Raw genomic sequence first — 25,332 nt, 5'->3', positions numbered from 1 at the left:
GGCTCGGGGGACGAAAGGGCCGATGTTCGCCGATGTTCATAGGCTCCGGAATACCGTGGCCGTCGTCTGACGGTCGATGGGTCGATGCCGCCGTCGGACGGCCGGGACGCCCCGGAAACCGCCGTCCCGCCCGCCTGATTGATCACGGCGTGCGTCACGTCCGTACTACGCATCACCCGACTGTCGCCTCACGAAGGACTCCACCACCATGCGTATCGGCATCGATGTCGGTGGGACCAACACCGACGCCGTCCTCCTCAGGGACGACGACCGCGTGCTCGCGGCCGCCAAGTCACCGACCACCCCCGACATCACCTCCGGGATCACCGCCGCGCTCCAGGACCTCGCCCCGCCCGTCGAATCCGTCACCGCCGTGATGATCGGCACCACGCACTTCATGAACGCACTCGTCGAGGGCGTCCGGCTCACTCCCGTGGCCGCCGTGCGTCTCGGCCTGCCTGCCACCGCCGCCCTGCCGCCCATGGCGGACTGGCCCGCGCGGCAGCGCGCGGCCGTCGGCGGGCACGGCTATCTCTGCCACGGCGGACGGGAGTTCGACGGGCGGCCGCTGTCGCCGCTCGACCCCGACGAGCTGCGGCGGACGGCCGCGGACATCGCCGCGCGCGGTCTCACCTCGGTCGCCGTGTCGTCGGTGTTCTCGCCGGTCGCGGAGGCGGACGAGTGGCGCGCCGCCGAGATCCTGCGGGAGGAACTGGGCGAGGGAACGCACTTCTCGCTCTCGCACGACCTCGGCCGGGTCGGGCTGCTCGCACGGGAGAACGCCACGATCGTCAACGCGGCGCTGCGGGATCTGGCCACCGTCACCGTCGAGTCGTTCGGCAAGGCGCTTGCCGAGATGGCGATCACGGCCCCGTTCTTCCTGTCGCAGAACGACGGCACGCTCATGGACGTCGACTTCGCACGCTCGTGGCCCGTCGCGACCTTCGCGTCGGGGCCGACCAACTCGATGCGGGGCGCGGCGCTCCTCTCCGGGCTCGGCGACTGCGCGGTCGTCGACGTGGGCGGCACGACGGCCGACATCGGCGTCCTGGCCGGGGGCTTTCCGCGCGAGGCCGCGGGCGAGAGCGAGGTCGCGGGCATCCGCACCAACTTCCGCATGCCTGACGTCCTTTCGCTCGGCATCGGCGGCGGATCCCTGGTGTCGCGCGACGGCGAGGCGGGACCGCGGTCGGTGGGCTACCGGCTCACGGAGGAAGCGCTCGTGTTCGGCGGTACGCGGCTGACGGCGACGGATCTCGCGGTGGCGGCGGGCCGTGCGGACATCGGGGACCGCGATCATGTCGCCCATCTGGGGCGGGAGTTCACCGAGCGCTCCCTGCACCGCATCGCCGAGCGGCTCGCCGAAGGCGTCGACCGGATGCGGACGTCGTCGGCGGTGCTGCCCGTGGTCGTCGTGGGCGGCGGCTCCATCCTCGTGCCCGAAGCACTGCACGGCTACACCGATGTGCGCAGGCCGGGCCACTTCGGCGTGGCCAACGCGGTGGGTGCGGCGATCGCGCAGGTCAGCGGTGAGACCGACCGGATCTTTCGCGTCCCCGAAGGCCACCGGGACGCGGTGCTCGCCGGGGCCCGCGAGGAGGCCGTCGGGCGGGCGCGGGACGCCGGGGCGCGCGCCGGCAGCGTACGGGTCGTCGACGTCGAGGAGGTGCCGCTCGCCTATCTGCCCGGCGGTGCGACGCGCATCCGCGTCAGGGCCGTCGGCGATCTCGACCTGGCGCGTCTCGGTGCGGCCACCGCGCCCGACGCCGAAGCGATCTCCCATGCGTGAGATCACCCTCGACGACCTCGACGACATCGCCCTGGGCGCCGGTATCCTCGGCACGGGTGGCGGCGGCGACCCCTACATCGGCAAGCTGCTCGCCCGCGAGGCCATCCGTGCGCACGGTCCGGTGCGGCTCACCCCCATCGACGAGGTCGACGCCGACGCGACCGTCGTCCCCATCTCCGGCCTTGGCGCGCCCACCGTCCTCCTGGAGCGGGTGCCCAACGGGCGGGAGTACCTGGCCGCCTTGCGTGCCCTGGAGAGGCACCTCGGGCGCCGTGCCACCCACCTCACGCCGCTGGAGGTCGGCGGGGTCAACTCGATGCTGCCGATCGTGTGCGCCGCGCGCGCCGGGCTCCCCCTCGTGGACGGGGACGGGATGGGGCGGGCGTTCCCCGAGGCGCAGATGGTGCTGCCCGGCCTCGTCGGGATCACCAATTCGCCGATGGCGCTCGCCGACGACAAAGGCAACACCGTCATCGTCGAGGCCGTCGACAATCATGCCGCCGAGCGGATCGCCCGCGCGGTGTGCGTGGAGCTCGGCTGCCAGATCAGCTGCGCGGACACCGTGCTGCGCGGCGATCAGCTCGCCGACGGTCTGGTCCCGGCGACGCTGACGCTCGCCGGGCGGCTCGGCACGGTGGTGCGCGAGGCGCGCGCCGCGCACGGCGATCCGGTGGCGGCGGCGCGGGCTGCGCTGGACGGCATCCCCCTCCTGACGGGCAAGGTGGCCGACGTGATCCGCCGTACGGAGGGCGGCTTCGCGCGCGGCCACGCCCGCGTCGACGGCACGGGGGACGACACGGGCCGGGTGCTCGAACTCGGCTTCCAGAACGAGCACTTGATGGCCACGCGCGACGGGGTGGCCGTGGCGACCACGCCCGACCTGATCTGCGTCCTGGACAGCGAGACCGGTGCCCCGGTGACCACCGAGGGCCTGCGCTACGGCCTGCGCGTCAGCGTCATCGCCGCCCGCTGCGACCCGCGCTGGATCACTCCGGGCGGCCTCGCGCTCACCGGTCCCCGCTACTTCGGGTACGAGGTGGACTACCTGCCCTTCGGATCGGCCGCCTGAGCCCGCGTGGCGGACGGTCGCAGCGTGATCGTCCGCCGCGTGTGCTTCTCCACGGCCTCCCGGGAGTAGAGGAGCGGGAAGGAACCGTCGGCGGCCCAGCTCGCGAACAGGTCGTCGTAGTGCGGGCTGCCCGGAACGCCGGACTGCCCCGGCGAGTTCATCGCCACGGATTCGTCCCAGGAGCCGACGTCCACGACGATCCGGAAGGTGGCCCCCGCGGTCTGCCGGAACCCGGGCCCGTAGGCGGCGGCTCCCACGGTGTCCCCGCTGCCGCCGCGCGGGACGGGGCCCACGGAGGCCCACTCCGGGGCGGGCCCGTCCAGCAGCGCGGCGATGGGGTGGTGCGGGTGGGCGTGGTGCAGGGCGCCCCAGGACCAGGTGGCCGGGTCGGGTCCCAGGAGCCCGGTGAGTTCACCGACGGCGTCGGAGAGCGTGCCGAGGAGCAACCGCGGGTCCGGCTCCCCGTCCAGGAGCTCCAGGTCGACGCGGGCGTCCGCCGCGGCGTCCTCGGCGGGCAGGACCCGCGCCAGGGCCCGGTCACGCTGCTCGTCACCCACGATCCCGTCGAGGGCCCGGGTCAGCAGGGCGGGGCGCAGGTGGCGCCGGTACCAGACCTCGAAGAGGGCGGCGGCCGGTGAGCCGGCGGTGAGACGGGTGTCCCAGTCGCGGAGGAGGGTGAGGGCGGTGGTGAGGGGGTCGCCGAGGACGGTGGGGCGACCGGATTCGGCGGCGCCGGTCGCTGTGCCGGCACCGTCACCCGTCGCTGCGTCGGCACCGTCACCCGTCGCAGCGGGCGCGGACGAGCCATCGCCGATCAGGCCGGTCTCGACGGTGCCCTCACCGGGCACGCCATGGCCGAGCGCAGAGGCGTCCGCCGCCGCGTCGCCGGGCGCGCGAGCCCCGGACACCGCGCCCCCACCCCGCAACCCCGCGAGCAGCGCCTGCACCCGCCGTCCCGGAAGGCTCACGTAGTCCGTCTGCAGGCGTACGCAGTCCTCGACCGTCCAGGCCCTGTGCGCGCCGAGTTCCTCCGAGATGCGGTCGTGGCGGGTCGGTGCGTACCAGTCGTACGTCACCGTCTTCTCCGCGTTCGGGTACGTGGGCGGCAGGTTCAGCTGGTTGGCCGTGGCGAACCAGCCATGGGCCGGGTCGCGGACGGAGGGGAGTTCCTCCACGTCCAGGAAGCCGTCCCATTCGTAGCGGCCGTCGCCCGGCACGGGGAGGGTGCCGTCCCAGTTGGGGCGCACGGGCACGCGGCCTGCGGGCCGCCAGCCGATCGTGCCGTCGGGGGACGCGTAGACCTGGTTCTCGCCGGGTGCGCCCCAGCGGCGCATCGCCGCCACGAAGGCGTCGGGGGTCGCCGCCCGCATGTAGTCCATGCTGCCCAGGTAGGGCGCCATGCCGGGGCCGAGCCAGGCCGCACGGACCGCGAACGCGGCGTTCCGCTCGGGAAGTTCTCGGATGACCGGGCCGTGCCGGGTGAACCACAGGTCGGCCGTGACCGTGTCGCCACCGCGCACAGGGATCGCTTCCTGGACGCACGTCATCGGCTCCCAGCGGTCCTGATACCAGTACTCGTGCGGGTTGGCCGGGTTGGTGCGGTAGACGTACAGGTCCTCCTGGTCGATCGGGAAGATCGTCAGGCCGAAGGCGACCCGGCCGTTGTGGCCGATGGAGATGCCGGGCAGGGCCGGTTCGCCCGCTCCGACGACGTCGATGCCGGGTGCCGAGAGGTGTGCGAGGTAACGCAGCGCGGGCAGGGCGATCCCGCGGTGCGGGTCGTTGGCCAGGAGGGGGCGGCCGGTGGCCGTACGGGACGGGGCGATGACCCAGTTGTTGGAGCCGTCGAGGCCCTGCCGGGGCGCCGCGCCCGCCGCCCAGGGGGGCGTGGTGGCCATCTCGTACACGCGCAGGACGTCGGACGGGATGACGGACAGGTCGAGGCCTTCGGGGACGCGCAGCCGGTGCGGTGCGGGCTCGCGTCGGCGACGCAGGTCCTCCGCCCCGGGGCCGTGGTCGCGCAGGGTGAGGGCGCGGGCGACCTCGTCGTGGAGGTTGTACTGCAGGCCGTGACTGCGGATGCGGGCCACGTCGGAGGGCTGCCAGTACGCCGGTTCGTAGTCCAGCAGGGCGAATTCGGGAGGAAGTTGGGATGCATCGGCGCGGCAGAGGGAGACGTACGCGTTGATGCCGTTGGCGAAGGCCGTCGTCACCCGTTCCGTGTCGTCGCCGTACGCGCGCCACTCCTCGGCCATGTCGCCGCGGTAGAGGAACAGCCGTGCCGCGCGGTCGTGTTCGGCGTACTCCTCACCCAGCACCTCGGCGAGCAGGCCGAGTCCGCGCCGCCGCCACAGGTCGAGCTGGAAGAGGCGGTCGCGGGCGGCGTTGAAGCCCTGGGCGAGGAAGAGGTCGTCCTGCGAGGCGGCGTACAGGTGCGGGACGCCCCACCGGTCGATCCTGATCTCCACGGGCTCCTGGAGACCCGGCACCTCGAAGACGTCCCTGTCATCCATCAGCGGGCCTCCTTCACAGCGGTGGACCCCGCTGAGCTCTCGTCCGGTACAGCAGGGTTGGTGGTCCCGACGGCGGCAGGTCCGGGCCCCGGTGCCAGCCACACGACCGCGAGCAGCACGACGAGGTTGGCGGCGAGCGCGATGATGCCGCCGTTCACCCCGTGGTACGGGTCGTTGTCGGTGGCCCACAGCGCGGTCATCACCGCGAGCCCGGTGAGCATTCCGGCCACGGCGGCCCGCGCGGTCAGCCGCCGCCAGAACAAGGCGAGGAGCACGACGGGCACGAGCTGCGCGAGGCCCTGGTACGACAGGACGGAGAGCTCGACGAGGGTGTTGGGGTAGAAGAGGCTGCCGGCGAGGGCGATCAGTCCCGCGATGACGCAGACCAGTTGGGAGAGCCGCTTGGCCCGCATGTCGTTCGCGTCGCCGGTCTCGCCCCGCACGCGGCGGCGGGCCCGTGGATCGGCGCCGTTGCCGCCGCCGAGGACCGTGCGGCCCCACAGCGTGCCGATGGACAGCATGAAGACGCTCATCGGCACGATCGCCGAGAGTGCGCCCGCGACACCGATGAGCGCGACGACGGGTGAGGGCAGCGAATCGGTGACGAGGCTGAAGAGGGCCAGGTCGGGATTGCCCAGGGTCGGCATCACGAACAGGGCCGTCGCGCCGACCACCATCGGGACGAACAGGAGCAGTTGGTACCAGGGCAGGAGCAGCGCGTTGCGGCGCAGGGCGTTCGGGCTCTTCGCGCTGAGGTAACCGGCGACGGTGGTCGGGAAGATGGTGATCGTCACGGCGTTCAGGACCACGGTGCTCAGGAACCACATGGCGTTGCGGCCGCCGGACTCATGCCCGGGGAAGGTCAGCCACTCGGGCTTCTCGGTCACCATGCGCTGCATGAAGTCGCTGAAGCCGCCGAGGTAGTGCATCGGGATGTACACGGCGAGGAACACGACGGCGACGATCACCAGCATGTCCTTGAGCGCGCTGACCCACGCCGAGCCGCGCAGGCCGGACACGAGGATGAACACCTCGGCCACGACGAAGGAGATGACGGCGGCGACCTTGAGGTCGACGCTGCCGTACGTCATCGCGTTCACGACGACGCCCATGCCCTGAATCTGCACCTGGATGTAGGGGACGATGAAGACCGTCGCGACGACGGCGACGAGAATCCCCACCGGCCGCGACCGGAAGCGGAACTCGGCGATGTCCGCGATGGAGATGAGGCCGTGCCGGGACGCGTACGTCCAGAGGGCGGGCCCGACGATGTACGCGACGGCGAAGCCGACGGTCAGATAGGCGACCAGGTAGAGGATCGGCGCGCCGAAGGAGTACGACCAGCCCGCGGTGCCGAGGAACGAGAAGCTCGTGTACGTCTCGCCGGCCATGAGCAGCCAGATGAACAGGACGCCGAGTCCGCGGCTGGAGACGGACCACTCGGCGAGCCCCTTGGACCGGCCGCGGGCGCTCCACACGCCGATCCCGATGGTGGCGACCATGGCGAGCCCGAAGACGGTGGTGGCGACGGCTGCTGAGCCGTTCATCGGCTGCCCCCTTCGGTGCCGGTGCCCATGAGGTCGTCGGCCGGGAGGGGTTCGACGGCGTTCGTGCGGTACGCCGGGTCGAGCCGGGCGGCGAGCCAGATGGCCAGGGGGCTGATCACCGTGGCGGCGATGACCCAGGCCAGGAGGAAGGGGATGCCCAGGATGCGCGGCTCGATGCGGTTGGCGACGAGCGGGGCGAGTCCGTAGAGCACGACGGGGACGAGGAGCAGCCAGAGGGAGGGGCGGGCCACCCCGCGGACGGTGGGGAGGCCGTCCAGCGGCGAGACCGCGGGGTCCGGTGGACCCTGCTCGCCGCTGTCTTCGGCTGTGGGGGGCATGAGGGGGCTCCTTGGGGAGGGGCGGGGAGGGTCACGCGGTCACACGAGACACGCGGGTCGGACGAGTCACACGGTTCAGACGGAGGGGTCGTAGCGGCCGTCGACCGCCGTCCAGCCGCCGTCGACGCTCAGCACCGTGCCGGTGACGAAGGTGGACGCATCCGACACGAGATAGGCGACGGCGCCGGCGAGTTCGTCGGCGCGGGCCCACCGCTTGAGCGCGGAGGCCTGGGCGTAGGCATCGAACCATGCGGGGTCGGCGGCGATCTGATCGGTGAGCGGGGTACGGACGACGCCGGGCGCGACAGCGTTGAACCGCACGCCCTGCGGCCCCCATTCTGAGGCCGCCGTCCGCAGCAATTGGATCAGGCCCGACTTGGATGCGGCGTACGGCCCCTGCCCCGGCTCCACCTGGAAGGCGCGCATCGAGGCGAACCCGACCACGCTCCCCCGGCCGCGCTCGGCCATGCCGGGGGCGACGGCCTGGACGAGCGTGAGGTAGGAGCGCAGGTTCAGCGCGATGACGCGGTCGAACTCGTCGAGGCTGTAGTCGGCGAGGCGCTTACGCACATTGGCCCCGACGGTGACGACGAGCCCGTCGAGCGGCCCCCAGTCGGCGACGGCGGCACGGACGGCGTCGGGGTCGAGGACGTCCAGTGGGTGGGCGACGGCGGTGCCGACGCGCCCCGGCGCAGCCTCCTCCTCCACGGCGAGCGCCGCCGTCCGGGCCGCCCCCTCCGTGTCGCGGTCGGCGATGATGACATGTGCGCCCTGGGCGGCCAGCGCGCGGGCGGCCTCGCGGCCGATGCCACTGGCGCCGCCCACGACCGCGACGCGGCGGCCGTCGAGCCGGAACAGGTTGGCGTAATCCATGGTGATGCTGCCTCTCTTGCCGGGGGCCCCGGCTGCACGGGGCCGGGGTGGGGCGACAGGTCCTACGGCCGGGGCGACAGGTCCTACGGCCGGATGACGACCATGCGGGTCACCGTCAGCTCCTCGATCGCGAACCTGGGGCCCTCGCGGCCGATGCCCGAGTCCTTGACTCCGCCGTAGGGGGCGATGTCGCTGCGGTAACCGGGGACTTCGTTCACCACGACACCGCCGGCCTCAAGGCGGTCCGCGGCTCCCAGCGCGGCCCGCAGGCCACGGGTGAAGACGGCCGCGTGCAGGCCGTAGCGGCTCGCGTTGACGAGGTCGTACGCGGTGTCCAGGTCCGGCGCCGTGCGCAGGCAGACGACCGGGCCGAAGATCTCCTCGTCCCAGGCGGGTTCGCCGTCGGGGACCTCCGCGAGGAGGGTCGGCGCGATGCACCGGCCGCCCTCGGCACGGGCTCCCCCGGCGACCAGCCGGGCACCTGCCGTACGCGCCCGGCCGACCCAGTCGAGCACCCGTTCCGTGGCCGCCTCGTCGATGAGCGCCGAGACGCGGGTCCCGGGATCCCGGGGGTCGCCGACCGCCACGTCCGGCAGCCGCTCGGCGAGCCGCTTCTCGAACTCCTTCGCGACGTCGGCCACCACGATGACCCGCTGTACGGAGATGCAGGCCTGCCCCGACGCGTAGAACCCGCCCCGCAGCACCGCGTCGGCGGCGGCGTCGAGATCGGCGTCCGCGGCCACGACGAGCGCCGCGTTGGAGCCGAGTTCGAGGACCACCTTGCGGGGTGCCGCGTCGCGCGCGATGCGGTGGCCGACGGCGGCGGACCCGGTGAAGGAGACCGCGGCGACCTCCGGATGCGTGGTGAGCGTACGGCCGACCTCGGCGTCCCCCGTGACGAGTTGCACCGCTCCGGCGGGCGCACCCGCCGCCACGAGCTGCTCCCGTACGAGATGGACGAGCCGCAGGGTGGCGAGCGGTGTCGCCGGTGCGGGCTTGACGATCACCGGGCAGCCCGCGGCGAGCGCGGGTGCGATCTTGTGGGAGGCGAGCAGGACCGGGTAGTTGAAGCCCGCGATGCCCACGACCACGCCGACGGGCCGCCGCGTCCAGTAGCCGAAGAGGCCTTCCCCGGACGGCTGGAGGTCCAGCGGCACGGTCTCCCCGTGCAGATGGGCCACCTCGTCGGCGGCGGACTGCCAGGTCGCCACGGACCGCCGCATCTCGACCTCGCAGTCGACCCGCGGCTTCCCGGTCTCCAGGACGAGCAGGTCCACCAGCTCCGGCACCGCTTCGGCCAGCGTCGCGGCGACCCCGGTGAGCACCTGCCGCCGCACCCCGGCGGTCAGCCTGCCGACCCTCACCCGCACCGCGGCGGCGTGTTCGACCGCGCGCCTCGCGAGATCTTCGTCGCCGATCGGCGCCGTGCCGATCTCGCTCCCGTCGTACGGGAAGCGGACGGGGCCGGTGGCGGGCGCTGACACCCAGCCGTCCCCGACCGGCAGCCCTTCGGGACAGGTCACCGCGCACCCCCTGTGCCGTCGGCGGTCCCAGTGCCGTCGGTCCCGGTGGCGCCGTTCAGGAAGGCGTGCGCCGCGGCGGCGTACACCCGTGTGTACTCGACGATCTCGCGCACCTCCACGAACTCGTCCTTCTGATGCGCGATCCACTTCCCGCCGGGTCCGTAGACGACCGTCGGCAGACCGGCGTCGCGGGTGAGGATCGTCCCGTCCGTGGTGCCGGGCACGGCCCCGAACGGCGGTGCTTCTCCGTGCACTTGACGGTGGCCGTCGACGAGGGCGGTGACCACCGGATGGTCCTCGGGAAGCTCGATGGCGGGCCGGTCGTCGACGACGGTGAGCGCGACGCCCACCCCCACGCTTCCGGCCGCCTCGACCGCGAAATTCCTTACGCGCTCGATGAGTTCGGCGTGATCGGTGCCGGGAATCGTGCGGACGTCGATGCCGACGAACCCATGGGCGGGGATGACGTTGAGCTGATCCGGGTCGCCGCCGTGCAGGACGGTCGGCGTGACCGTCACGCTCCCGGCGTGCGGATGGGTGCCGAACCGCACCTCGGCCCAGGTCTGGGCGCGGTCGAGCGCCTCGACGATGCGGGCGCCCGCCACGATCGGGCTCTTGGCCTCCTGCGGCATGGCGCCGTGGGCCATCACCCCGTCGAGGTCGAGCCGGAGGCGGATGCCGCCACGGGCGGAGGTGCACACCTCGTACCCCTCGGGCTCGCAGACGATGACGCCGTCCACCTCACGGGCGAGCGGGGTGGCGGCGAACGCCTTCGCGCCGAGCATCAGGCCTTCCTCGTCGCAGAGCACGCCGAGGACGATGCGGCCCGGGAAGGGCCCGGCGAGCTGCAGGGCGCGCACTCCGTAGATCATCGCGGCGACACCGGACTTCATGTCGGCGGAGCCGCGCCCCCACAGCTTGCCGTCGCGGATCTCGGCCCCGTACGGATCGACGCTCCAGTCCGCCGGGTCCCCCTCGGTGACGACGTCGATGTGCCCTTCGAACATCAGGGTCGGCCCGGCACCGCCGCCGCCCTCGATGACGGCGACGGTGTTGGGCCGCCCGGGCGCAACCTCCATCACGTCGTACGTCCAGCCGAACTCGGTGAAGAGCCGGGCGACGAGTTCGGCGGCGGGCCGCTCGACCTCGGTGGCTCCGGCCGCGTTGACGGTACGCAGCCGGACCAGATCCTGGGTGAAGGCGACGACGGCGTCGGAGTCGATGTCCGGGACGGCGGCAGGCGTGCTTGGGCTGGTGTGCATGGAACCTCCAAGTCGGCCGACCATGAGGCCAGTCGACTGGTCAGACCAGTTGAGTTCCCGTACTCTGCCTCCACGTTCACGGCCGGGTCAACCATCAGATCTTGGTTTTCCCGCGCCGGCATCGCGTGTCCGTCACATACCGTGGAGGGGGCGGGCCGATGGCCGCCGACGACGCCGACCTGTTCCGGCCGGTCACACCGGTCCGCGCCTATCAGCGGGTGGCCGAGCAGATCGAGGAGCGCATCCTCAGCGGTGATCTGCCGCCCGGCTCCCGGCTGCCCGCCGAGCGCGAGCTGGTCAACCGCTTCGGCGTGGGGCGCTCCACGGTCCGCGAGGCGCTGCGCGTGCTGCAGTCGGCGGGTCTGATCCGCTCCCGCCCGGGCGACCCGCTGGGCGCCGAGGTGCTCGGCGTCTCGCCCGACAACCTCAGCCGGGCCCTGGGCCGCCTGACCCGCTCCAGCGTGGCGACGCTCGGCGAACTGGTGCAGTTCCGCATGGTGTTGGACGCCGAGAGCAACAGTCTGGCCGCGCGTCTGCACGGCGCGGACGACCTCGCCCGGATGCGCGAACAGATCACCCGCATGGAAGCGCTCAGCAGTGGCGGCCCCGCCTCGCTGCACGCGTTCAGCGAGGCGGACGCGCTCTTCCATCGCGCGATCGCCGAGGCGAGCGGCAATTCCCTCCTGGGCCTGTGCGCACGCGCCGTGCACGAGGCGGTGGTGGAGGTCATCGAGAAGAAGATCGCGGGCGTGGCGGACACATCGGCTTGGATGGAGCGCTCCATAGCCCATCACCGTGAGGTCCTGGCGGCGATCGAGGCGGGTGACGGGCCACTGGCCGCCCGCCTGGGCCGCACGGCCCTGCACGAGTACTACGCGGATCATGTGGAGCCCGAGACACGGGAGTTGCTCGCGGCGTCGGTCGAGGGTCACTGAGCGCCCGCGGCGCCCGTCACCCCCGGAACCCCGGTGAAAGGCCGAGCCGCCCCTCCAGCTGTCGCAGCAAGTCCCCCAGCAGTGCGCTGAGTCGGGCCTGTCCGTCCTCGTCGACGCCCGCGAGGACCACCGTCTCGTAGGCGAGCTGATCGGGCAGGAGCGAGTCGACCAGGTCGCGGCCCGCGTCGGTCAGGCCGACGTGCGAGACCCGGCGGTCACGGGTGTCCGCGCGCCGGTCGACCAGGCCGCGCTCCTGGAGCTGCTTGAGCCGCTTGGTGACGGCCGCGCCCGAGGAGAAGGTCTCGCGGGCCAGTTCGCCGGGGGTCAGTTCGTGGCCGGTGCGGCGCAGCGCGCCGAGGAGGTCGAACTCGGGGCGGGTCAGGCCGACCCGGCGCAGCGGGGCGTCCTCGGCCTGCTGCAGGAGGGCCGCGCAGCGGTTGATGCGGCCGATGACCTCCATCGGCCCGGTGTCGATGTCCGGCCGTACCGCCTGCCACTGCCGCACGACGGCGGCGACGGTGTCGCGGGGCGCGCCCGGGGCACCGCCCGTCGCTCGCGCGGCGCCGCCCGCGCCGCCGTCTCCCGCACGGGCCGCGGCTTCCTCCGCCGCACCCCGTTCGTTCCCGTTGCTCATGCGCCCCTGTCCTCGACCTTCCGCTCGGCCCGGCTCGTCACACCCGTACGCGCTCGCCGTGCTCCGTGCCGCGTACCGTCGCCGCGAGCGTACGGTGTCCGGCCTGCTCGGCGACCAGCACCCGCTGCTCCGGCAGGGCGCCCTGCCACCATTCCCCCGCCGCCACGTCATGCGCCGCGCGCAGGTCGACCAGCGCGGCGGTCAGGCCGCGGCGCGCCGGGCGCAGGGTGCCGGGGGTGGCGCGCGGGGCCGCCAGGGCCTGCTCGGCGCGGGCGCGGGCCCGGTCCGTGGCGTCGATGGCCAGCTCGATGTGGTCGGCGGCGCGCCGGTTGGTGACGGCGATCGCCGCGACGATGCCGAGCAGCGCGCCGACGAGTGTGTCCACGACCCGGTCGAGGATCAGCTCTCCGGGTTGCTGGAACCGTGCGAACTCGGTGACGAGGAGCGCCATCGGCGTGACGCACACGCTGCCCAGCCAGTAGTTGCGGCCCATCAGCGCCTCCGCCCCGAAGGCGAGCGCCAGGCAGCAGAGGATCAGCGCGGCGTGGCTGAGATGGGCGAGCGGGGCGATCGCGGCGAACGCGAGCACGCCGACGAGGTTGCCGACCACGCGCTGCACTCCCCGGTTCCAGGTGAGCGTGACGTTGGCCTGGTAGAGGGATGCCGCCGTGACCAGCGCCCAGTAGGGGCGGCCGACGCCGAGGGCGAGCGACGCGTATCCCGCGAGCGCGCAGCCGACGGCCGTGCGCAGGGCGATGGGCAGCAGCGGCGAGCCGGGGCCGAGGCGCCGCCACAGGGGGCTCTTCGCCGGGGTGGCGGCCGACTCGGCTTCCACGCCGAGGAGTTCGTCGTCCGCGCCGGGCCGTACGCCGCCGGGGCGGGGCACGGCACTCGTGCCCCGCAGGCCCGTCGCCCAGGAGCGCAGCTGGGCGGGGTCCGCCGCCGACGGTGCCGCCAGGGCTTCCTCGGCGCGGACGACCAGGCGTTCCAGGGCGCGGCGCGCCGCCGTGCGGGAGCCCGTGGCGAGCAGTGACTGCCAGGCGGCGTGGACGGCGGCTGCCGCCCCCGGGCGGGCGCGCTCACGGCCGGGGCCCGAGGCCTCGGCGTACGCGGCTGCCGCGCGCAGGGCCCGTGCGGTGGCCCGGCGCTCGGGGCCGTGCGGTCGCACCAGGGCGGGGGCCATGCCGATCAGCCAGGCCACGGCGCCCGCGCCGAGCGTCAGGGCGAGGTGGCCCGGGACCTGCCCGATGGCCTGCGGCGCGAACAGCGTGGCGGAGCTGATGAACGTGAAGATGAGGTGGCCGGGCGGGCCGATGCGGGTCGCGTCGCAGAGCGTCTTCTGCGCGGCGGCGAGCAGCGCCCCCACCGCCACGAGGACCGCCGCCGACGTGGTGAGCGAGGCGGCGACCATCGCGATCCCGACACTGGCGAGCATGCCGAGCACGACCCCGGCGAGGGCGTGGGCCCGCGCGGCGTACGGGAGGTTGTGGGCGTAGAGGGCACAGAAGGATCCGGCCATCGTGTACATGATCAGATCGAGGCGGCCGAGCGCGAGCAGCGTCAGATTCGGTATCGCGGTGGCGACGACCACGCTCGACGCGGGCTTGAACCAGATGTCGGTCGGCTTGCCCGTACGCAGCACACCGGCGAGCGGGAGTCGACGGACACGGGACGGGCCGGAGAGGCCGGGCGGGGGTGGTGGTGTGCTGCTCATACCTAGAAGGTTAGCAAGTGTTTTACTCGAAAACGATATAGCCCGGCGTCGTCCGCTCCCCCTCCGCGCTCCCCGCGTACACCCATGCGCTCGCGTACGACGCGCCGTGCGAGGGCATCGACCCGACGACACCGTCGATCGGGGAGGTGTGCGGTGCACGGACCGGCGCAGGCCGGCTGGCTGCTCGTCGCGCTGTGCGCGGCGACCGGGTCCTACTGCCTGCTGCGAATGCGCAGCAGGATCGAGGCACAGCGCCGCACGGCGGGCGGAGAGGCGCTCATGGGGTTCGGGATGGCGCTGATGGCCCTGCCCGCGGCCGTCCTCGCCCCGCCCCGGTGGGCGTGGCTGGGATACGCGGCCGTGTTCGGCGCGGCGGCGCTCCGCACGCTCTGGGCGGCCCGCCGGAACCGGCACCACCTGCATCACCTGGTCGGCGCCTGCGCCATGGTCTACATGGCGGCGGCCATGGCGGCGACACCCACCGCGCACGCGGGCCACGGGGGCGGCGGGGGCACCCCGGCGCTCACCGGAGCCCTGTTGCTGTACTTCGCCGGGTACGTGCTGGTGTCGGGCGTCCGCCTCCTGCCCGCACCGGTGCTCGCGACGGCGGAAGGAGGCGGGGGCGGGACGGTCACGGGGTGGGCGGACCGCGCGGAACTGGCGATGGTGTGCCGCCTCTCCATGGGGATCGCCATGATCGCGATGCTGCTGACGCTGTAGGACGACGGGGGCGACTCGCGGGGCAGCGGGGCCGTAAGGGGTGATATCCCGCGATCGGCCGTGGCGTGCGTCACTTGAGGCGATAGGCCATACCCTCCGACAGCGCCGCCCTCATAGTCTTGACGCATGTTGCTCCCCGTTGCGCTGTTGCTGCTGGGCGCCCTCACCGCCGTCGTCGCCCCGCGCCTCCTCGCACGCGCCGACTGGCCGGAGCGCGAACCGGTGGTCGCGCTGTGGGCGTGGCAGTGCGTCGTGGCGGGTGTGCTCATGTGCTGCGCCCTGTCGATGACCGTGAGCGCCGCCGCCGCGTGGCAGGCCGTGCGCGGCCATGTCTTCGCTCCCGCGCCGCACGACGTGGTCGAGGCGTACGCACTCGGGGCGGGCGGTTCCTGGGCGCCCGCGACCGCCGTGGCGCTGGCCCTGGGCGGCGTGTGGACCGCCGCGATGCTGACCCGGGAGATCGTCCGGGCCCGGGCCAGGCGCCGCAAGGGGCGCAGTGAACTCCTGCTGCGCGCGCCGCTGTTGCCCGGCGAGGAGCCCGGCGCCGACCGTCTCGTCGTCCTTGAGGGTGAGCGTCCCGACGCCTGGTGGCTGCCGGGTTCCGCTCCCCAACTGGTCATCACCACCGCCGCGTTGCGCCGCCTGAAGGGCCGTCAGCTGGATGCCGTGCTCGCCCATGAGCAGGGGCACGCGCAGGCACGGCACGACTGGCTCCTGCACTGCTCGGGTGCGCTGGCCACGGGGTTCCCGCAGGTGCCGGTCTTCGCCGCGTTCCGGGACGAGATGCACCGCCTGGTCGAGCTGGCCGCCGACGATGTCGCCTCGCGGCGCTTCGGGCGGCTGACGATCGCCCTCGCGCTGGTCGAGCTCAACGAGGACCGGGGCGTGTTCGGCCCCTGCCCGACCCCGCAGGCACACGTACCGCAGCGGGTGCACCGGCTGCTGTCCGCGCGGCCACGGCTCACCGCGGGGCGGCGGCTGCGGCTGACGGCTGCGGCGGCGCTGGTGCCGGTGGTCCCGCTCCTGGTGACGTTCGTTCCGGGCCTGCGCGCACTGGGATAGCGGCCCGCGCCTGAACTCGCGGCCACACGCCACGGGCCGCGCCCCGGGATGGCCCCGGACCCTGTCCGTCGGCGAGGATCTCTCCATGCACCCCGCCGCACCCATCGACTCGCCGCCCGGCTCGCACCGTCCGCGCAAGCCCCGCGCGCCGCTCGTCGCCGCCCTCCTGTCCGTCCTCTCTCTCGTGCTGATCCTCCTGGTCGAGCTGGAGTGGGGGCCGCTCGGCACCGTCGACGGCGACATCGCGCGCACCACGCATCGCTGGGCCGTCGCGCACGACGGCCTCACCCACGCCAGCCGCATCCTGAGCGACTGGGTGTGGGATCCGTGGACGATGCGCGCGCTGATCACCGTGGCCGTGGTGTGGCTGGTCTTCCGCGGGGAGCGCCGGCTGGCCCTCTGGCTCGCCGTCACCTGCGCGGTGGGCACGCTGCTGCAACAGGGGCTCAAGGCAGCGGTCGACAAGCCCCGTCCCGTCTGGCCGGACCCGGTGGACTCCGCCCACTTCGCGGCGTTCCCCTCGGGCCACGCCATGACGGCAACGGTCGTCTGCGGCCTCCTCCTCTGGCTGCTGCGGGTGTACGGGGTCGGCCCCGCCGTATGGCGCACAGGCGTGACCATCGCCGTGGTCTCCGTCATCGGGGTCGGCGCGACCCGCATCTGGAACGGCGTGCACTGGCCGTCGGACGTCGTCGGCGGGTGGCTGCTCGGCGCCCTGATGGTCGCCCTCGCCGTCGCCACGTACACCTACCGCCCAAGCACCCGACCGCCGGAGACCACCTGACGACTGCCGTCCGGGCGCACCCACCGGCCGGACCCCCGCACAGACGTAGCCGCACAGCATTGCTCGCGTCTCCCGGACCGCCTCGTCGGCCTCGCCATCCGGCACCGTGATCCGCAGGTCACCCGGAGTACCAGCGTGCCATCGCGGCGTGCAGACACCGCTGCCCGTCGAAGGTGACCGTGAGGTGCCGCCCTCGGTACGGCTTGCCCCGCTCGGCGCCCATCCGCGACTAGGCCGAGGAAGGTGGGCCGGATGCGCCACCGCTCATGAGCGGTAGCCCTCGACCTCGGCGGCCGGACGCACCCGCGCCGCGTCCGGGTTCTCGCCGAACTCCGCCTTCGCGCGCCGCTGGCGCAGCAGGTCCCAGCACTGGTCGAGTTCACGTTCCAGCACGCCGAGCCGCGCGCGCTCCGTGGCCTCGTCGATCGCGCCCGACGCCAGTGATTCCCGCAGGGTCCGCTCGTCGTCGACCATCGACGAGATCCGGGACAGAATCTGCTCTTGATCCATCTCAGTACGCCTCCTCGGCCCCCCGGCCCACTGTAAGGAGGGTTCGGCCGATCGGCACCCGTGAGCAGGCAACACTCCCCCGCGGTGTTGCCTGCTCCAGGTCGCACCGGACCGTGAGACGACCACCGAAGGCCCTGGCCCGTGACACACTGAGTATACTGGCTCTGAGCCAGTCAACGCAGGAGTTACAGGATGTCCCCGCGTAGCGCATCGGTCAATGAAGAGTTGCGAAGGCGTTCCAGGGAACGGCTCCTCCAGGCCACGGTCGAGCTGGTGAGCGAGCGCGGCTACGAGGCGACGACTCTCGGCGACATCGCGGACCGCGCGGGCTCGGCCCGCGGCCTGGTGTCGTATTACTTCCCCGGAAAGCGCCAACTCCTGCAGTCCGCGGTGCACCGGCTCATGCACCGCACCCTGGAGGAAGCACTCGAACGGGAGCCGCGCAGCTCGGACGGGCAGGAGCGCCTGGCCCGCGCCATCGACGCGATCCTCGGCCTGGCGAGGGATCAGCCCCTCCTCATGCGCACCCACATGGCGGGGATCCTCCAGGCGGACGGGTTCGTGCGCTGCCCGGAGCAGCAGCATCTCGCCGAACTGCTCCGCGACACCGTCGTACGCCATGGGTCGCCCGACGTGGACACCGATTACCCCCTGCTGCGCGCCCTCCTGATGGGCGCGGTCTTCGCGGTGCTGCTTCCCGGGGTGCCGATGCCCGCGGGCGCGCTGCGGGCCGAGCTGTTCCAGCGGTACGGGCTGGCGTGGGAGCTCGGTGTCCCGCCGGGCGACGAGCCGCCCGGCGGGACGCATGGTCGAGCCGACGAGCAGGGCGCGCAGGAGACGCGGCCCGCTCAGGGGTTCACACCGGGGTCCGCTCAGTCGAAGTAGTCCGGCTGGGTCTGGACGTTGAGCTCACGGACGCGGACCCGCTCGGCGGGATCCGTCCGCTTGTCGTCGATCTTCAGGACGTCGAAGCCCTTGGCGATGTCGTTCGAGTAGATGTATCCGTTGTAGTAGTACGCCGACCAGGAGCCACCGAGCTGGAGCGTGTCGGCGGACAGCGGGCCGCGCTCGAAGTAGCCGATCTCCTTCGGCTTCGAGGAGTTGGTGAAGTCCCAGACGGAGACGCCGCCCTGGTACCACGCCTGGACCATCAGGTCCTTGCCCTTGACCGGGATCAGCGAGCCGTTGTGGGCGACGCAGTTCTCGGTCGCGGCCTGGTGGCGCGGGATCTTGTAGTAGCTCTTGAAGACGAGCTTGCGGTGATCGCCCTTGCCCTGGATGTCGTAGATGCCGTTGGCACCGCGCTCCGGGCCGGTGGCCTCGTCGCAGGTGGCGCCGCCACCGCCGCCCAGCTCATCGGTGAAGACGACCTTGTTGGCCTTCTGATTGAAGGTCGCCGAGTGCCAGAACGCGAAGTTCTTGTTGTCCTGGACCTGGTCGATGACCTTGGGCTTCTCGGGGTTCTTGATCGAGAAGAGGATGCCGTCACCCATGCAGGCGCCGGCCGCGAGGTCCTCGGAGGGCAGCACGGTGATGTCGTGGCAGCCGGTGGTCTTGGAGACGCCGGGGTTGGTGGGCCCGCCCGGGTTGCCGCCGCCGTCGGGGCCCTCACCCGGGAAGAGCACGGGGAAGTCGACGACCGCCGCCTTCTGCGGGGCCTTGCGCGGCACCTTGATGACGGAGATGCCGTCGTGCGGCGGCTGGCAGTCCGGGAACGTCGCGCTCGGGGAGTACGAGGAGACGTACACGTAGACGTTCTTCTTCTCCGGCACGAGTGTGTGCGTGTGCGAGCCGCAGGCGGTCTCGACGGCGGAGACGTACTTCGGGTTGGCCTTGTCGCTGATGTCGAAGACCTTCATGCCCTCCCACGACGACTTCTCGGTCGCGGGCTGCGTGGTGCTGTTGCAGGAGCTGTCGTTGCGCGAGGAGTCGGTGGAGAGGAAGAGCAGGTTCCCGGAGACGGAGACGTCGTTCTGCGAGCCGGGGCACAGGACCTGGGAGACGGTCCGCGGTTTCTTCGGGTTGCTGATGTCGTAGATGCGGAAGCCGTCGTAATTGCCCGCGAAGGCGTACTTCCCCTGGAAGGCGAGGTCGGTGTTGAACCCCGGCAGCGCGTCCTTGGGGATGTTCGCGAGGTGCTTGATGTTGTCCGAATGCACGATCTCGTCGGGCGCGGGTATCTCGCCGCTCTTGATGGCCGCCCTCGCGTCGGCGGCGTCACTCTTCGACACGCTCTTGGGCGCGGCCGGCGAGTCGCCCGGATCGGGCGTCGCTCCGGCGGGCGCCGCGCTGAACAGGGCCGCGATCAGACCGAGCGCTGCCGCGCCGACGCCCAAGCGTCTGCGCCGAGTTCGGGGGTTGTCCAACAGGGTCACTGCGTCCTCCCTAGTCGCCGTAGTCACCGTTCATGGTCGAACGGTTCACGGACACCCCGCAGTATCGTGCTCATCATGCACAGATCAACAGATGGCAACGCATCTGTAATGAAAGTTTTTGATCACCACCGCGCGCAAGCGTGCTAGGACGGTCCTCAACTCCCCGCGCGCCACAGGAGGCAGCCGTGCTCCACCGTCGTACGCCCGCCGTCGCCGTGTTCCTCACGGCCGCCGTTCTCGCGCTCGGCGCCTGTGATTCAGGCGGTTCCGACGCCGGTTCGGAACCGGGCAAGAAGGCCGCGCCCGGCCCGTCGGTGATCGCTCCCGGCAAGCCGGGCGAGACGGCCGCGACTCTGTCCGCCGAGGACGCGGCCAAGAAGAGAACCGACGACGACTCCCCCAACTCGGCGGACTTCACCTACACGCAGATGATGATCACGCACCACGGCCAGGCCCTGACGATGACCGAACTCGCCCCGAAGCGCACCGAGTCCGAGAAGGTCAAGCGTCTCGCCGACCGCATCGCCGCCGCGCAGCGGCCTGAAATCGGCGCCATGAAGGGCTGGTTGAAGAGCCACGGCGGTGCGAGGAAGCAACCCGGTCATGACCACGGGACGATGCCGGGCATGGCGACCGAGGGGCAGCTCAAGCAGTTGCGCGCCGCGAAGGGCAAGACGTTCGACGAGCTCTTCCTGAAGCTGATGATCACACACCACGACGGCGCGGTCACGATGGCCACGGACGTGCTCTCCGACGGCAACAACATCCAGGTCGAGGAGATGGCCAACGACGTGATCGCGCAGCAGACGGCCGAGATCACGCGGATGCGCAAGATGTGAGGCGCGTGGCGCGGGATGTCAGCCGCCGGTCCGGGCGGCGGCGTCCCGCCCGTCGTGCGGCTCGTGCGGCTCTTCCGGCGCGTGCTCGCGTCGTGGCAGCAGCAGCGGGGTGGCGAGGATGAGGACCCCGGCGATCCCGACCGCGGTGCGCGGTCCCGTGACGCCGGCCAGCAGCCCCCACAGGCCGGTCATGGCGGCGATGGAGAGCTTGCTGGTGACCGACCAGGCGGACAGGGTACGGGCGACGCGGTCGGCCGGGGTGTGGTCGAGCCGGTAGGTGGCGAACACCGGGTTGAACACGCCGGAGCAGGTGATCAGGCCGAACTCGACGACCATGACGAGTACGAGCCCGGCGACACCGGGGCCGATGAACGCGAGGCCGATGAGCCAGCACGCCCGCAGCGTCCCGGCGGTGAGCAGGACCCGGTGCCGCCCGAACCGTTCGACGAGCGGCCGGGCCAGCCGCGAGCCGATCAGGCCGCCCAGGCAGGGCACGGCGAAGGCCAGTCCGTACTGCCAGGGCGCGAAGCCGAGCTCGCCGACCATCAGGACGATCAGGAGCGGCGAAGTGGCCATGATCAGGCCGTTGTTCAGCAGCGTGTTGAAGAAGAGCGGGCGCAGCGCCGGGCCCGCCAGGATGAAACGCCACCCGTCGAGCAGGTCGCCCGCCCGGAAGCGGGCCGGCGGCCCGGTGCGCGCTGGGTGCGGCTCCTTGCCACCGATCGCGCGGACCCCCAGGGCCGAGAGCAGATAGCTGACCGCGTCGGCCACCACCGTCACCACCGGGCCGAAGACTCCGATCACGGCCCCGCCCAGCGGCGGCCCGAGCATCAGGGCGGTCCAACTCGTCGACTCCAGGCGGCCGTTCGCGACGAGCAGGTCATCGGGCCGTACGAGCTCCTTGAGGCACGCGCCGCTGGCGGAGCTGAAGGCGATGTCGGCCGCGCCGACGACGACGGCCACGAGCAGGAGCTGCCCGAAGCCGAGCAGGCCGAGGGCGTACGCGGCGGGGATGCTGAGCAGCGCCGCGCACCGGACCAGGTCCATCGCGATCATCACCGGCCGCTTGCGGCGGAACTCCACCCACGGCCCGAGCGGCACCGCCACCACCGCGCCCACCGCGAAGCCCGCCGCGGCGAGGAGCGACACCTGTGCCGGCCCGGCGTCCAGGGCCAGGATCGCGATCAGGGGGAACGCGTCGAACGCGATCCGCGTGCCGAACGTGCTGACGGTGTAGGCCGCCCACAGCCATCCGAACGGCCGCCCGAGGGACCTCCTGGCCTCCATGCCGGTGCCACCCCTCGCCTCGCGCTCGAACCGTCCCGATCGACCTGCGGCATCCAAACCGGCGACGGGTCCGCAGGTCAAACAACCGCGGCGGCCGGGCAGCCACAACCACCGGTTGTGCTCCTAGGATGACCTGCGTGGATCTTCATGCCGTGCGCACCTTCGCCGCCGTCGCGGACGCCGGGCAGTTCCAGGCGGCCGCCGGTGCGCTCGGGGTGACCCAGCAGGCCGTCTCCAAGCGTGTCGCCGCGCTGGAGAAGGGTCTCGGCGTGCGGCTGTTCACCCGTGGCGCGCGCGGAGTCCGGCTCACCGTCGACGGGCAGGCGTTCCTGCCGCACGCCCGTGATCTCCTGCGGGCCGAGGAGCGGGCGGCGGCGTCGGTGCGGCCCGGCCGCCGGGCGCTGCGCGTAGACGTGATCGGGCGGCGGCTCGCGCCCGCGGGGCTGCTGAGCGGCTTCCGCCGGGCGCATCCCGGGACCGAGCTCGACGTCGTGACGCTCTTCGACGCCGACGCGGCCCTGGCCGCCGTCCGCTCGGGCACGATCGACGCGTCCTTCCGCGCCCTCACCGGGCCCGCGCGGGAGCTGCCCGAGGGCATCGAGGCCGCCCGGGTCTTCGACGAGCGCGTGCAGCTCCTCACCGGGCCCGCCCACCCGTTCGCGGCCGCCCCCGAGGTGACCCCCGCGCAGCTCGCCGGGCACCGGATCTGGATGCCCGGCCTCGTCGCCGGTACCGAGTGGGCCGCCTACTACGAGGCGCTCGCCGCCGCGTTCGGGATCAGCATCGAGGCGACGGGGCCGGACTTCGGGACGGAGCCGCTCCTCGACACGATCGCCGGGTCCGCCGTCCTCGCGACCTTCGTCGGCGAACGGACCCGCCTCATCTGGCCCGCCGAAGACGACCTGCGGCGCGTCGCGGTGCACGGCCCGACGCCGGTCTACCCGCACTCGCTGATCTGGCGCCGGGACAACCCGCACCCCGCGCTCACCGCCCTGCGCGACCACCTCGCCGCCGCGCGGCCCGGCCACGGCGACGCCGGGACGTGGACACCGGCCTGGGCGTGGTGAGCGGCGCGGCGGCCGGGAGGCCCTAGCGGCGGTTGTGGCGTGCGGGCAGGGCGCCCGCGTCCCGGGCGGACGCGATGAGCTTCAGGGACCTGCGGCGGCTGCGGCCGGTCGCCTGCATCACCGCGAGCACGGGATCCCGCCCCTCGGCCTGCGCCGCGCGGTACTCCTGAGCCACCATCAGCCGCCCCTCGCGCCCGCGGGGCCATGACGGGCGGGCGCGCCGTGCGGGAGGCGGGTCCTGCGGGAGCGGATCCAGCCGCGGAGGCGTGTGCGCCTGCTCGGATCGGGCCGGACGGGCGTGCAGGCCCTCCAGGGTGATCCGCCCTTCGGACACCACGGCCCGTGCGTCGACGGCGGCTCCGTCACCGAAGGTCAGCCGTACGTGGAACGAGGGCGAGGACGGGGGCGGGGGCGGGGGTGAGAATGAGGGCGAGCCAGCAGCATTCGGTCGATAGTGATCAGAAACGCCAAGAAAGGGGCTCTCAAGCACAATCAAAAGGTAGCCGTGCGATCGCATTAGGTCACGAACGGCACGCAGAACCCGCGCGGCGCCCGGCCCTGGAGCGGGACACCCGGGTCAACGCGCCCCTCACGGCGTCTCCCCCTTCACGCACGCGGGTGCCATGCTGAAGGCATCCCCCGAGGCCGCCTCGCGGAAGGAGCACCGCCGTGCTGCAGGTCGCCGTCGTCGGATCGGGCCCGAGCGGGGTCTACACCGCGCAGTCCCTCGTCCAGCAGGACCAGGTGCCGGGGGTGCGCGTCGACGTCATCGACCGGCTGCCCTGCCCCTACGGCCTCGTCCGCTACGGCGTGGCGCCCGACCACGAGAAGATCAAGTCCCTCCAGAACAACCTGCGCACGGTCCTCGAACACGACCGTGTCCGCTTCCTCGGCGGCATCGAGATCGGCCCCGGCGGCTTTCCCACGGCGCGGCTGCTCGACCTCTACCACGCGGTGGTCTACTGCGTGGGCGCGGCGGCGGACCGCAAGCTGGGCGTGCCGGGCGAGGACCTGCCGGGCAGCTATTCGGCCACGGAGTTCGTGTCCTGGTACAGCGCGCACCCGGACACGACTGCTGACGGATTCATCGGTGGCGTGGAGTCCGCCGTGGTCATCGGCGTCGGGAACGTCGCGGTGGACGTCGCCCGGATGCTGGCGCGCGGCGCGGCCGAGCTGCGGCCCACCGACATGCCGCAGGCGGCGCTCGGCGTGCTGGCCGGGAGCCGCGTGCGCGAGGTCCACATGGTGGGGCGGCGCGGCCCTTCGCAGGCCCGCTTCACCACCAAGGAGCTGCGCGAGCTCGGCTCGCTCCCGAACACCGAAGTGATCGTGGATCCCGCGGAGTTGGCGCTCGATCCCGCGTACGCCGACCCCTCCGGCCTGCCCGCGGCGGGCCGCCGCAACATCGAGGTGATGCGCGGCTGGGCCGAGCGACCTCCGCAGCGCCTGCCGCGCAGCATCCGGCTCCGCTTCTTCCTGCGTCCGGTGGCCGTACTGGAGGCGTCGGGGCGCGTGGGCGGGGTGCGGTTCGAGCGGACGCTGCCGGACGGCCTCGGCGGAGTGACGGGTTCCGGGCGGTACGAGGACGTCGCGGGGCAGCTCGTCCTGCGCTCGGTCGGCTACCGCGGGGTGCCCATCGACGGGCTGCCGTTCGACCCCGCGCTCGGCACGGTGCCGCATGCGGCGGGGCGGGTGCTGCGGGAGGGCGCCGCGTCGCCCGGCGAGTATGTGGCGGGCTGGATCAAGCGGGGGCCGACGGGCGTCATCGGGACCAACCGCCCGTGCGCCAAGGAGACGGCGCTCTCACTGCTGGAGGATGCCCCCGCCCTCGTACGGAAGGGGGTGCCAGAGGATCCGCTGGCCGCCTTGCGTGACGCCGGGCTGCACCCCGTCGAGTGGCGGGGCTGGCAGTCGATCGAGCGTGCGGAGGCGGCGCTCGGCGTGTCCCTGGGCCGGGGGCCGGTGAAGATCCCGGACTGGCCGGGGCTGCTTGCCGCCGCGCGGGGCGGCGAGCAGTGACCTGGGGCGTGCTTCGTCTGCGGGTCCGTGAGGGCTGGGCGCGCGGTTTCCCGCGCCCCTGACGGGCCGTCCTACGGGGCGCTCGTCCGCTCGGCCTGTTTGGTGGCCGCCGCGAGGACGCTGTCCAGAAGGCCCGGGAACAGTGCGTCCAGGTCCTCCCGGCGCAAGCCGTTCAGTTTGGCCGTGCCTCGGTAGATCTGCTGGATCACGCCACTCTCCCGCAGCACCCTGAAGTGGTGGGTGCTCGTGGACTTCGTGACGGGCAGGTCGATCTGCGAGCAGGAGAGCCCGTCGAGGCCGGGCTCGCACCCGGCCAACTGCCGCACGACGCGCAGGCGCATCGGGTCCGACAGCGCGTGGAGCACGCCCTCCAGCCGGATCTCCGTACGCGCCGGATGGTCGAGCGCACGGCTGCTGATCGGTGCGGCGGTCGTCATGACGGCTCCACTTCGTCCGGCTTCACGTCTGGGCC

The 25,332-nt window shown here is 72.7% G+C and carries 23 protein-coding genes; 10 read left to right on the top strand and 13 right to left on the bottom strand.

What is annotated here, in order from left to right:
- Positions 1-208 precede the first annotated feature (208 nt).
- On the top strand, positions 209-1,789 hold the full coding sequence (locus OG302_RS35940) for a hydantoinase/oxoprolinase N-terminal domain-containing protein (RefSeq protein WP_371530583.1): 1,581 nt from the start codon (positions 209-211) through the stop codon (positions 1,787-1,789).
- Entirely contained in the window at positions 1,782-2,858 is a 1,077-nt protein-coding gene (locus OG302_RS35935; protein WP_371530582.1) for a DUF917 domain-containing protein, read from the top strand. The genes OG302_RS35940 and OG302_RS35935 overlap by 8 nt, the downstream gene beginning before the upstream one ends.
- Here the strand turns inward: OG302_RS35935 and OG302_RS35930 are convergent.
- The 6 genes from OG302_RS35930 to OG302_RS35905 form a co-directional block, all read right to left on the bottom strand.
- The gene (locus tag OG302_RS35930; protein ID WP_371530581.1) at positions 2,831-5,371 is read right to left on the bottom strand and encodes a penicillin acylase family protein; all 2,541 of its coding nucleotides are present in this window, start codon (positions 5,369-5,371) and stop codon (positions 2,831-2,833) included. The two genes, OG302_RS35935 and OG302_RS35930, sit on opposite strands and share 28 nt — an antisense overlap.
- Positions 5,371-6,918: a sodium:solute symporter gene (locus OG302_RS35925; protein ID WP_371530580.1), complete on the bottom strand. Its 1,548-nt coding sequence runs from the start codon at positions 6,916-6,918 to the stop codon at positions 5,371-5,373. Before OG302_RS35925 ends, OG302_RS35930 begins: the two co-directional genes overlap by 1 nt.
- Entirely contained in the window at positions 6,915-7,256 is a 342-nt protein-coding gene (locus tag OG302_RS35920) for a DUF3311 domain-containing protein (protein WP_371530579.1), read from the bottom strand. Before OG302_RS35920 ends, OG302_RS35925 begins: the two co-directional genes overlap by 4 nt.
- A gap of 75 nt (positions 7,257-7,331) precedes the next feature.
- Positions 7,332-8,129 carry an SDR family NAD(P)-dependent oxidoreductase gene (locus tag OG302_RS35915; RefSeq protein ID WP_371530578.1) on the bottom strand — a complete coding sequence of 266 codons (798 nt, stop codon included), beginning with the start codon at positions 8,127-8,129 and terminating at the stop codon, positions 7,332-7,334.
- An 83-nt stretch (positions 8,130-8,212) separates the two neighbouring features.
- Positions 8,213-9,652, bottom strand: coding sequence for an aldehyde dehydrogenase family protein (locus OG302_RS35910; RefSeq protein ID WP_371530577.1), 1,440 nt, complete (start codon positions 9,650-9,652; stop codon positions 8,213-8,215).
- Positions 9,649-10,914 (bottom strand): M20 family metallopeptidase, encoded by a 1,266-nt coding sequence (locus OG302_RS35905; RefSeq protein WP_371530576.1) that lies wholly within the window; start codon positions 10,912-10,914, stop codon positions 9,649-9,651. The genes OG302_RS35910 and OG302_RS35905 overlap by 4 nt, the downstream gene beginning before the upstream one ends.
- Positions 10,915-11,072: 158 nt before the next feature.
- On the opposite strand from OG302_RS35905, the gene OG302_RS35900 reads away from it, so the two are divergent.
- Positions 11,073-11,849, top strand: a complete 777-nt coding sequence (locus OG302_RS35900; RefSeq protein WP_371530575.1) for a FadR/GntR family transcriptional regulator — start codon at positions 11,073-11,075, stop codon at positions 11,847-11,849.
- Positions 11,850-11,865: 16 nt separating this feature from the next.
- Here the strand turns inward: OG302_RS35900 and OG302_RS35895 are convergent, their stop codons facing one another.
- Both OG302_RS35895 and OG302_RS35890 read right to left on the bottom strand, forming a co-directional pair.
- Positions 11,866-12,483: a MarR family winged helix-turn-helix transcriptional regulator gene (locus tag OG302_RS35895; protein ID WP_371530574.1), complete on the bottom strand. Its 618-nt coding sequence runs from the start codon at positions 12,481-12,483 to the stop codon at positions 11,866-11,868.
- A gap of 37 nt (positions 12,484-12,520) precedes the next feature.
- A complete protein-coding gene (locus tag OG302_RS35890; protein WP_371530573.1) occupies positions 12,521-14,197 on the bottom strand; it encodes an FUSC family protein in 1,677 nt (558 codons plus the stop codon).
- 153 nt (positions 14,198-14,350) lie between these two features.
- On the opposite strand from OG302_RS35890, the gene OG302_RS35885 reads away from it, so the two are divergent.
- From OG302_RS35885 to OG302_RS35875, 3 genes are all read left to right on the top strand, one after another.
- The gene (locus OG302_RS35885; RefSeq protein ID WP_371530572.1) at positions 14,351-14,917 is read left to right on the top strand and encodes a DUF5134 domain-containing protein; all 567 of its coding nucleotides are present in this window, start codon (positions 14,351-14,353) and stop codon (positions 14,915-14,917) included.
- A gap of 126 nt (positions 14,918-15,043) precedes the next feature.
- Positions 15,044-15,979, top strand: a complete 936-nt coding sequence (locus OG302_RS35880) for a M56 family metallopeptidase (RefSeq protein ID WP_371530571.1) — start codon at positions 15,044-15,046, stop codon at positions 15,977-15,979.
- Between the two features lie 85 nt (positions 15,980-16,064).
- Positions 16,065-16,763, top strand: coding sequence for a phosphatase PAP2 family protein (locus tag OG302_RS35875; protein ID WP_371530570.1), 699 nt, complete (start codon positions 16,065-16,067; stop codon positions 16,761-16,763).
- Between the two features lie 264 nt (positions 16,764-17,027).
- Here OG302_RS35875 and OG302_RS35870 read toward each other — a convergent pair whose 3' ends face one another.
- The gene (locus OG302_RS35870; RefSeq protein ID WP_371530569.1) at positions 17,028-17,273 is read right to left on the bottom strand and encodes a DUF2630 family protein; all 246 of its coding nucleotides are present in this window, start codon (positions 17,271-17,273) and stop codon (positions 17,028-17,030) included.
- A 192-nt stretch (positions 17,274-17,465) separates the two neighbouring features.
- Between OG302_RS35870 and OG302_RS35865 the strand changes: the two genes are divergently transcribed.
- On the top strand, positions 17,466-18,158 hold the full coding sequence (locus OG302_RS35865) for a TetR/AcrR family transcriptional regulator (RefSeq protein WP_371530568.1): 693 nt from the start codon (positions 17,466-17,468) through the stop codon (positions 18,156-18,158).
- Here the strand turns inward: OG302_RS35865 and OG302_RS35860 are convergent.
- Complete coding sequence (locus OG302_RS35860) at positions 18,146-19,648, bottom strand: LVIVD repeat-containing protein (protein ID WP_371530567.1); 1,503 nt, start codon at positions 19,646-19,648, stop codon at positions 18,146-18,148. The genes OG302_RS35865 and OG302_RS35860 overlap by 13 nt on opposite strands.
- A 185-nt stretch (positions 19,649-19,833) precedes the next feature.
- On the opposite strand from OG302_RS35860, the gene OG302_RS35855 reads away from it, so the two are divergent.
- Positions 19,834-20,487 carry a DUF305 domain-containing protein gene (locus tag OG302_RS35855; RefSeq protein WP_371530566.1) on the top strand — a complete coding sequence of 218 codons (654 nt, stop codon included), beginning with the start codon at positions 19,834-19,836 and terminating at the stop codon, positions 20,485-20,487.
- 18 nt (positions 20,488-20,505) lie between these two features.
- Here the strand turns inward: OG302_RS35855 and OG302_RS35850 are convergent, their stop codons facing one another.
- A complete protein-coding gene (locus OG302_RS35850) occupies positions 20,506-21,774 on the bottom strand; it encodes an MFS transporter (protein ID WP_371530565.1) in 1,269 nt (422 codons plus the stop codon).
- Between the two features lie 137 nt (positions 21,775-21,911).
- Here OG302_RS35850 and OG302_RS35845 point away from each other — a divergent pair, with 137 nt between their 5' ends.
- Positions 21,912-22,841 (top strand): LysR family transcriptional regulator, encoded by a 930-nt coding sequence (locus OG302_RS35845; protein WP_371530564.1) that lies wholly within the window; start codon positions 21,912-21,914, stop codon positions 22,839-22,841.
- Positions 22,842-22,863: 22 nt separating this feature from the next.
- On the opposite strand, the gene OG302_RS35840 is transcribed toward OG302_RS35845, so the two are convergent.
- Complete coding sequence (locus OG302_RS35840; protein ID WP_371530563.1) at positions 22,864-23,331, bottom strand: DUF6214 family protein; 468 nt, start codon at positions 23,329-23,331, stop codon at positions 22,864-22,866.
- Between the two features lie 179 nt (positions 23,332-23,510).
- On the opposite strand from OG302_RS35840, the gene OG302_RS35835 reads away from it, so the two are divergent.
- Positions 23,511-24,860: an FAD-dependent oxidoreductase gene (locus OG302_RS35835; protein WP_371530562.1), complete on the top strand. Its 1,350-nt coding sequence runs from the start codon at positions 23,511-23,513 to the stop codon at positions 24,858-24,860.
- A gap of 71 nt (positions 24,861-24,931) precedes the next feature.
- Here the strand turns inward: OG302_RS35835 and OG302_RS35830 are convergent, their stop codons facing one another.
- Entirely contained in the window at positions 24,932-25,297 is a 366-nt protein-coding gene (locus tag OG302_RS35830; protein WP_371530561.1) for an ArsR/SmtB family transcription factor, read from the bottom strand.
- Positions 25,298-25,332: the final 35 nt, after the last annotated feature.

Origin of the sequence: Streptomyces sp. NBC_01283 (assembly GCF_041435335.1) — a bacterium.
Taxonomy (GTDB): domain Bacteria; phylum Actinomycetota; class Actinomycetes; order Streptomycetales; family Streptomycetaceae; genus Streptomyces.
Note: the sequence above shows the minus strand (reverse complement) of the source record. Positions and strands in the feature narration are given on the sequence as shown.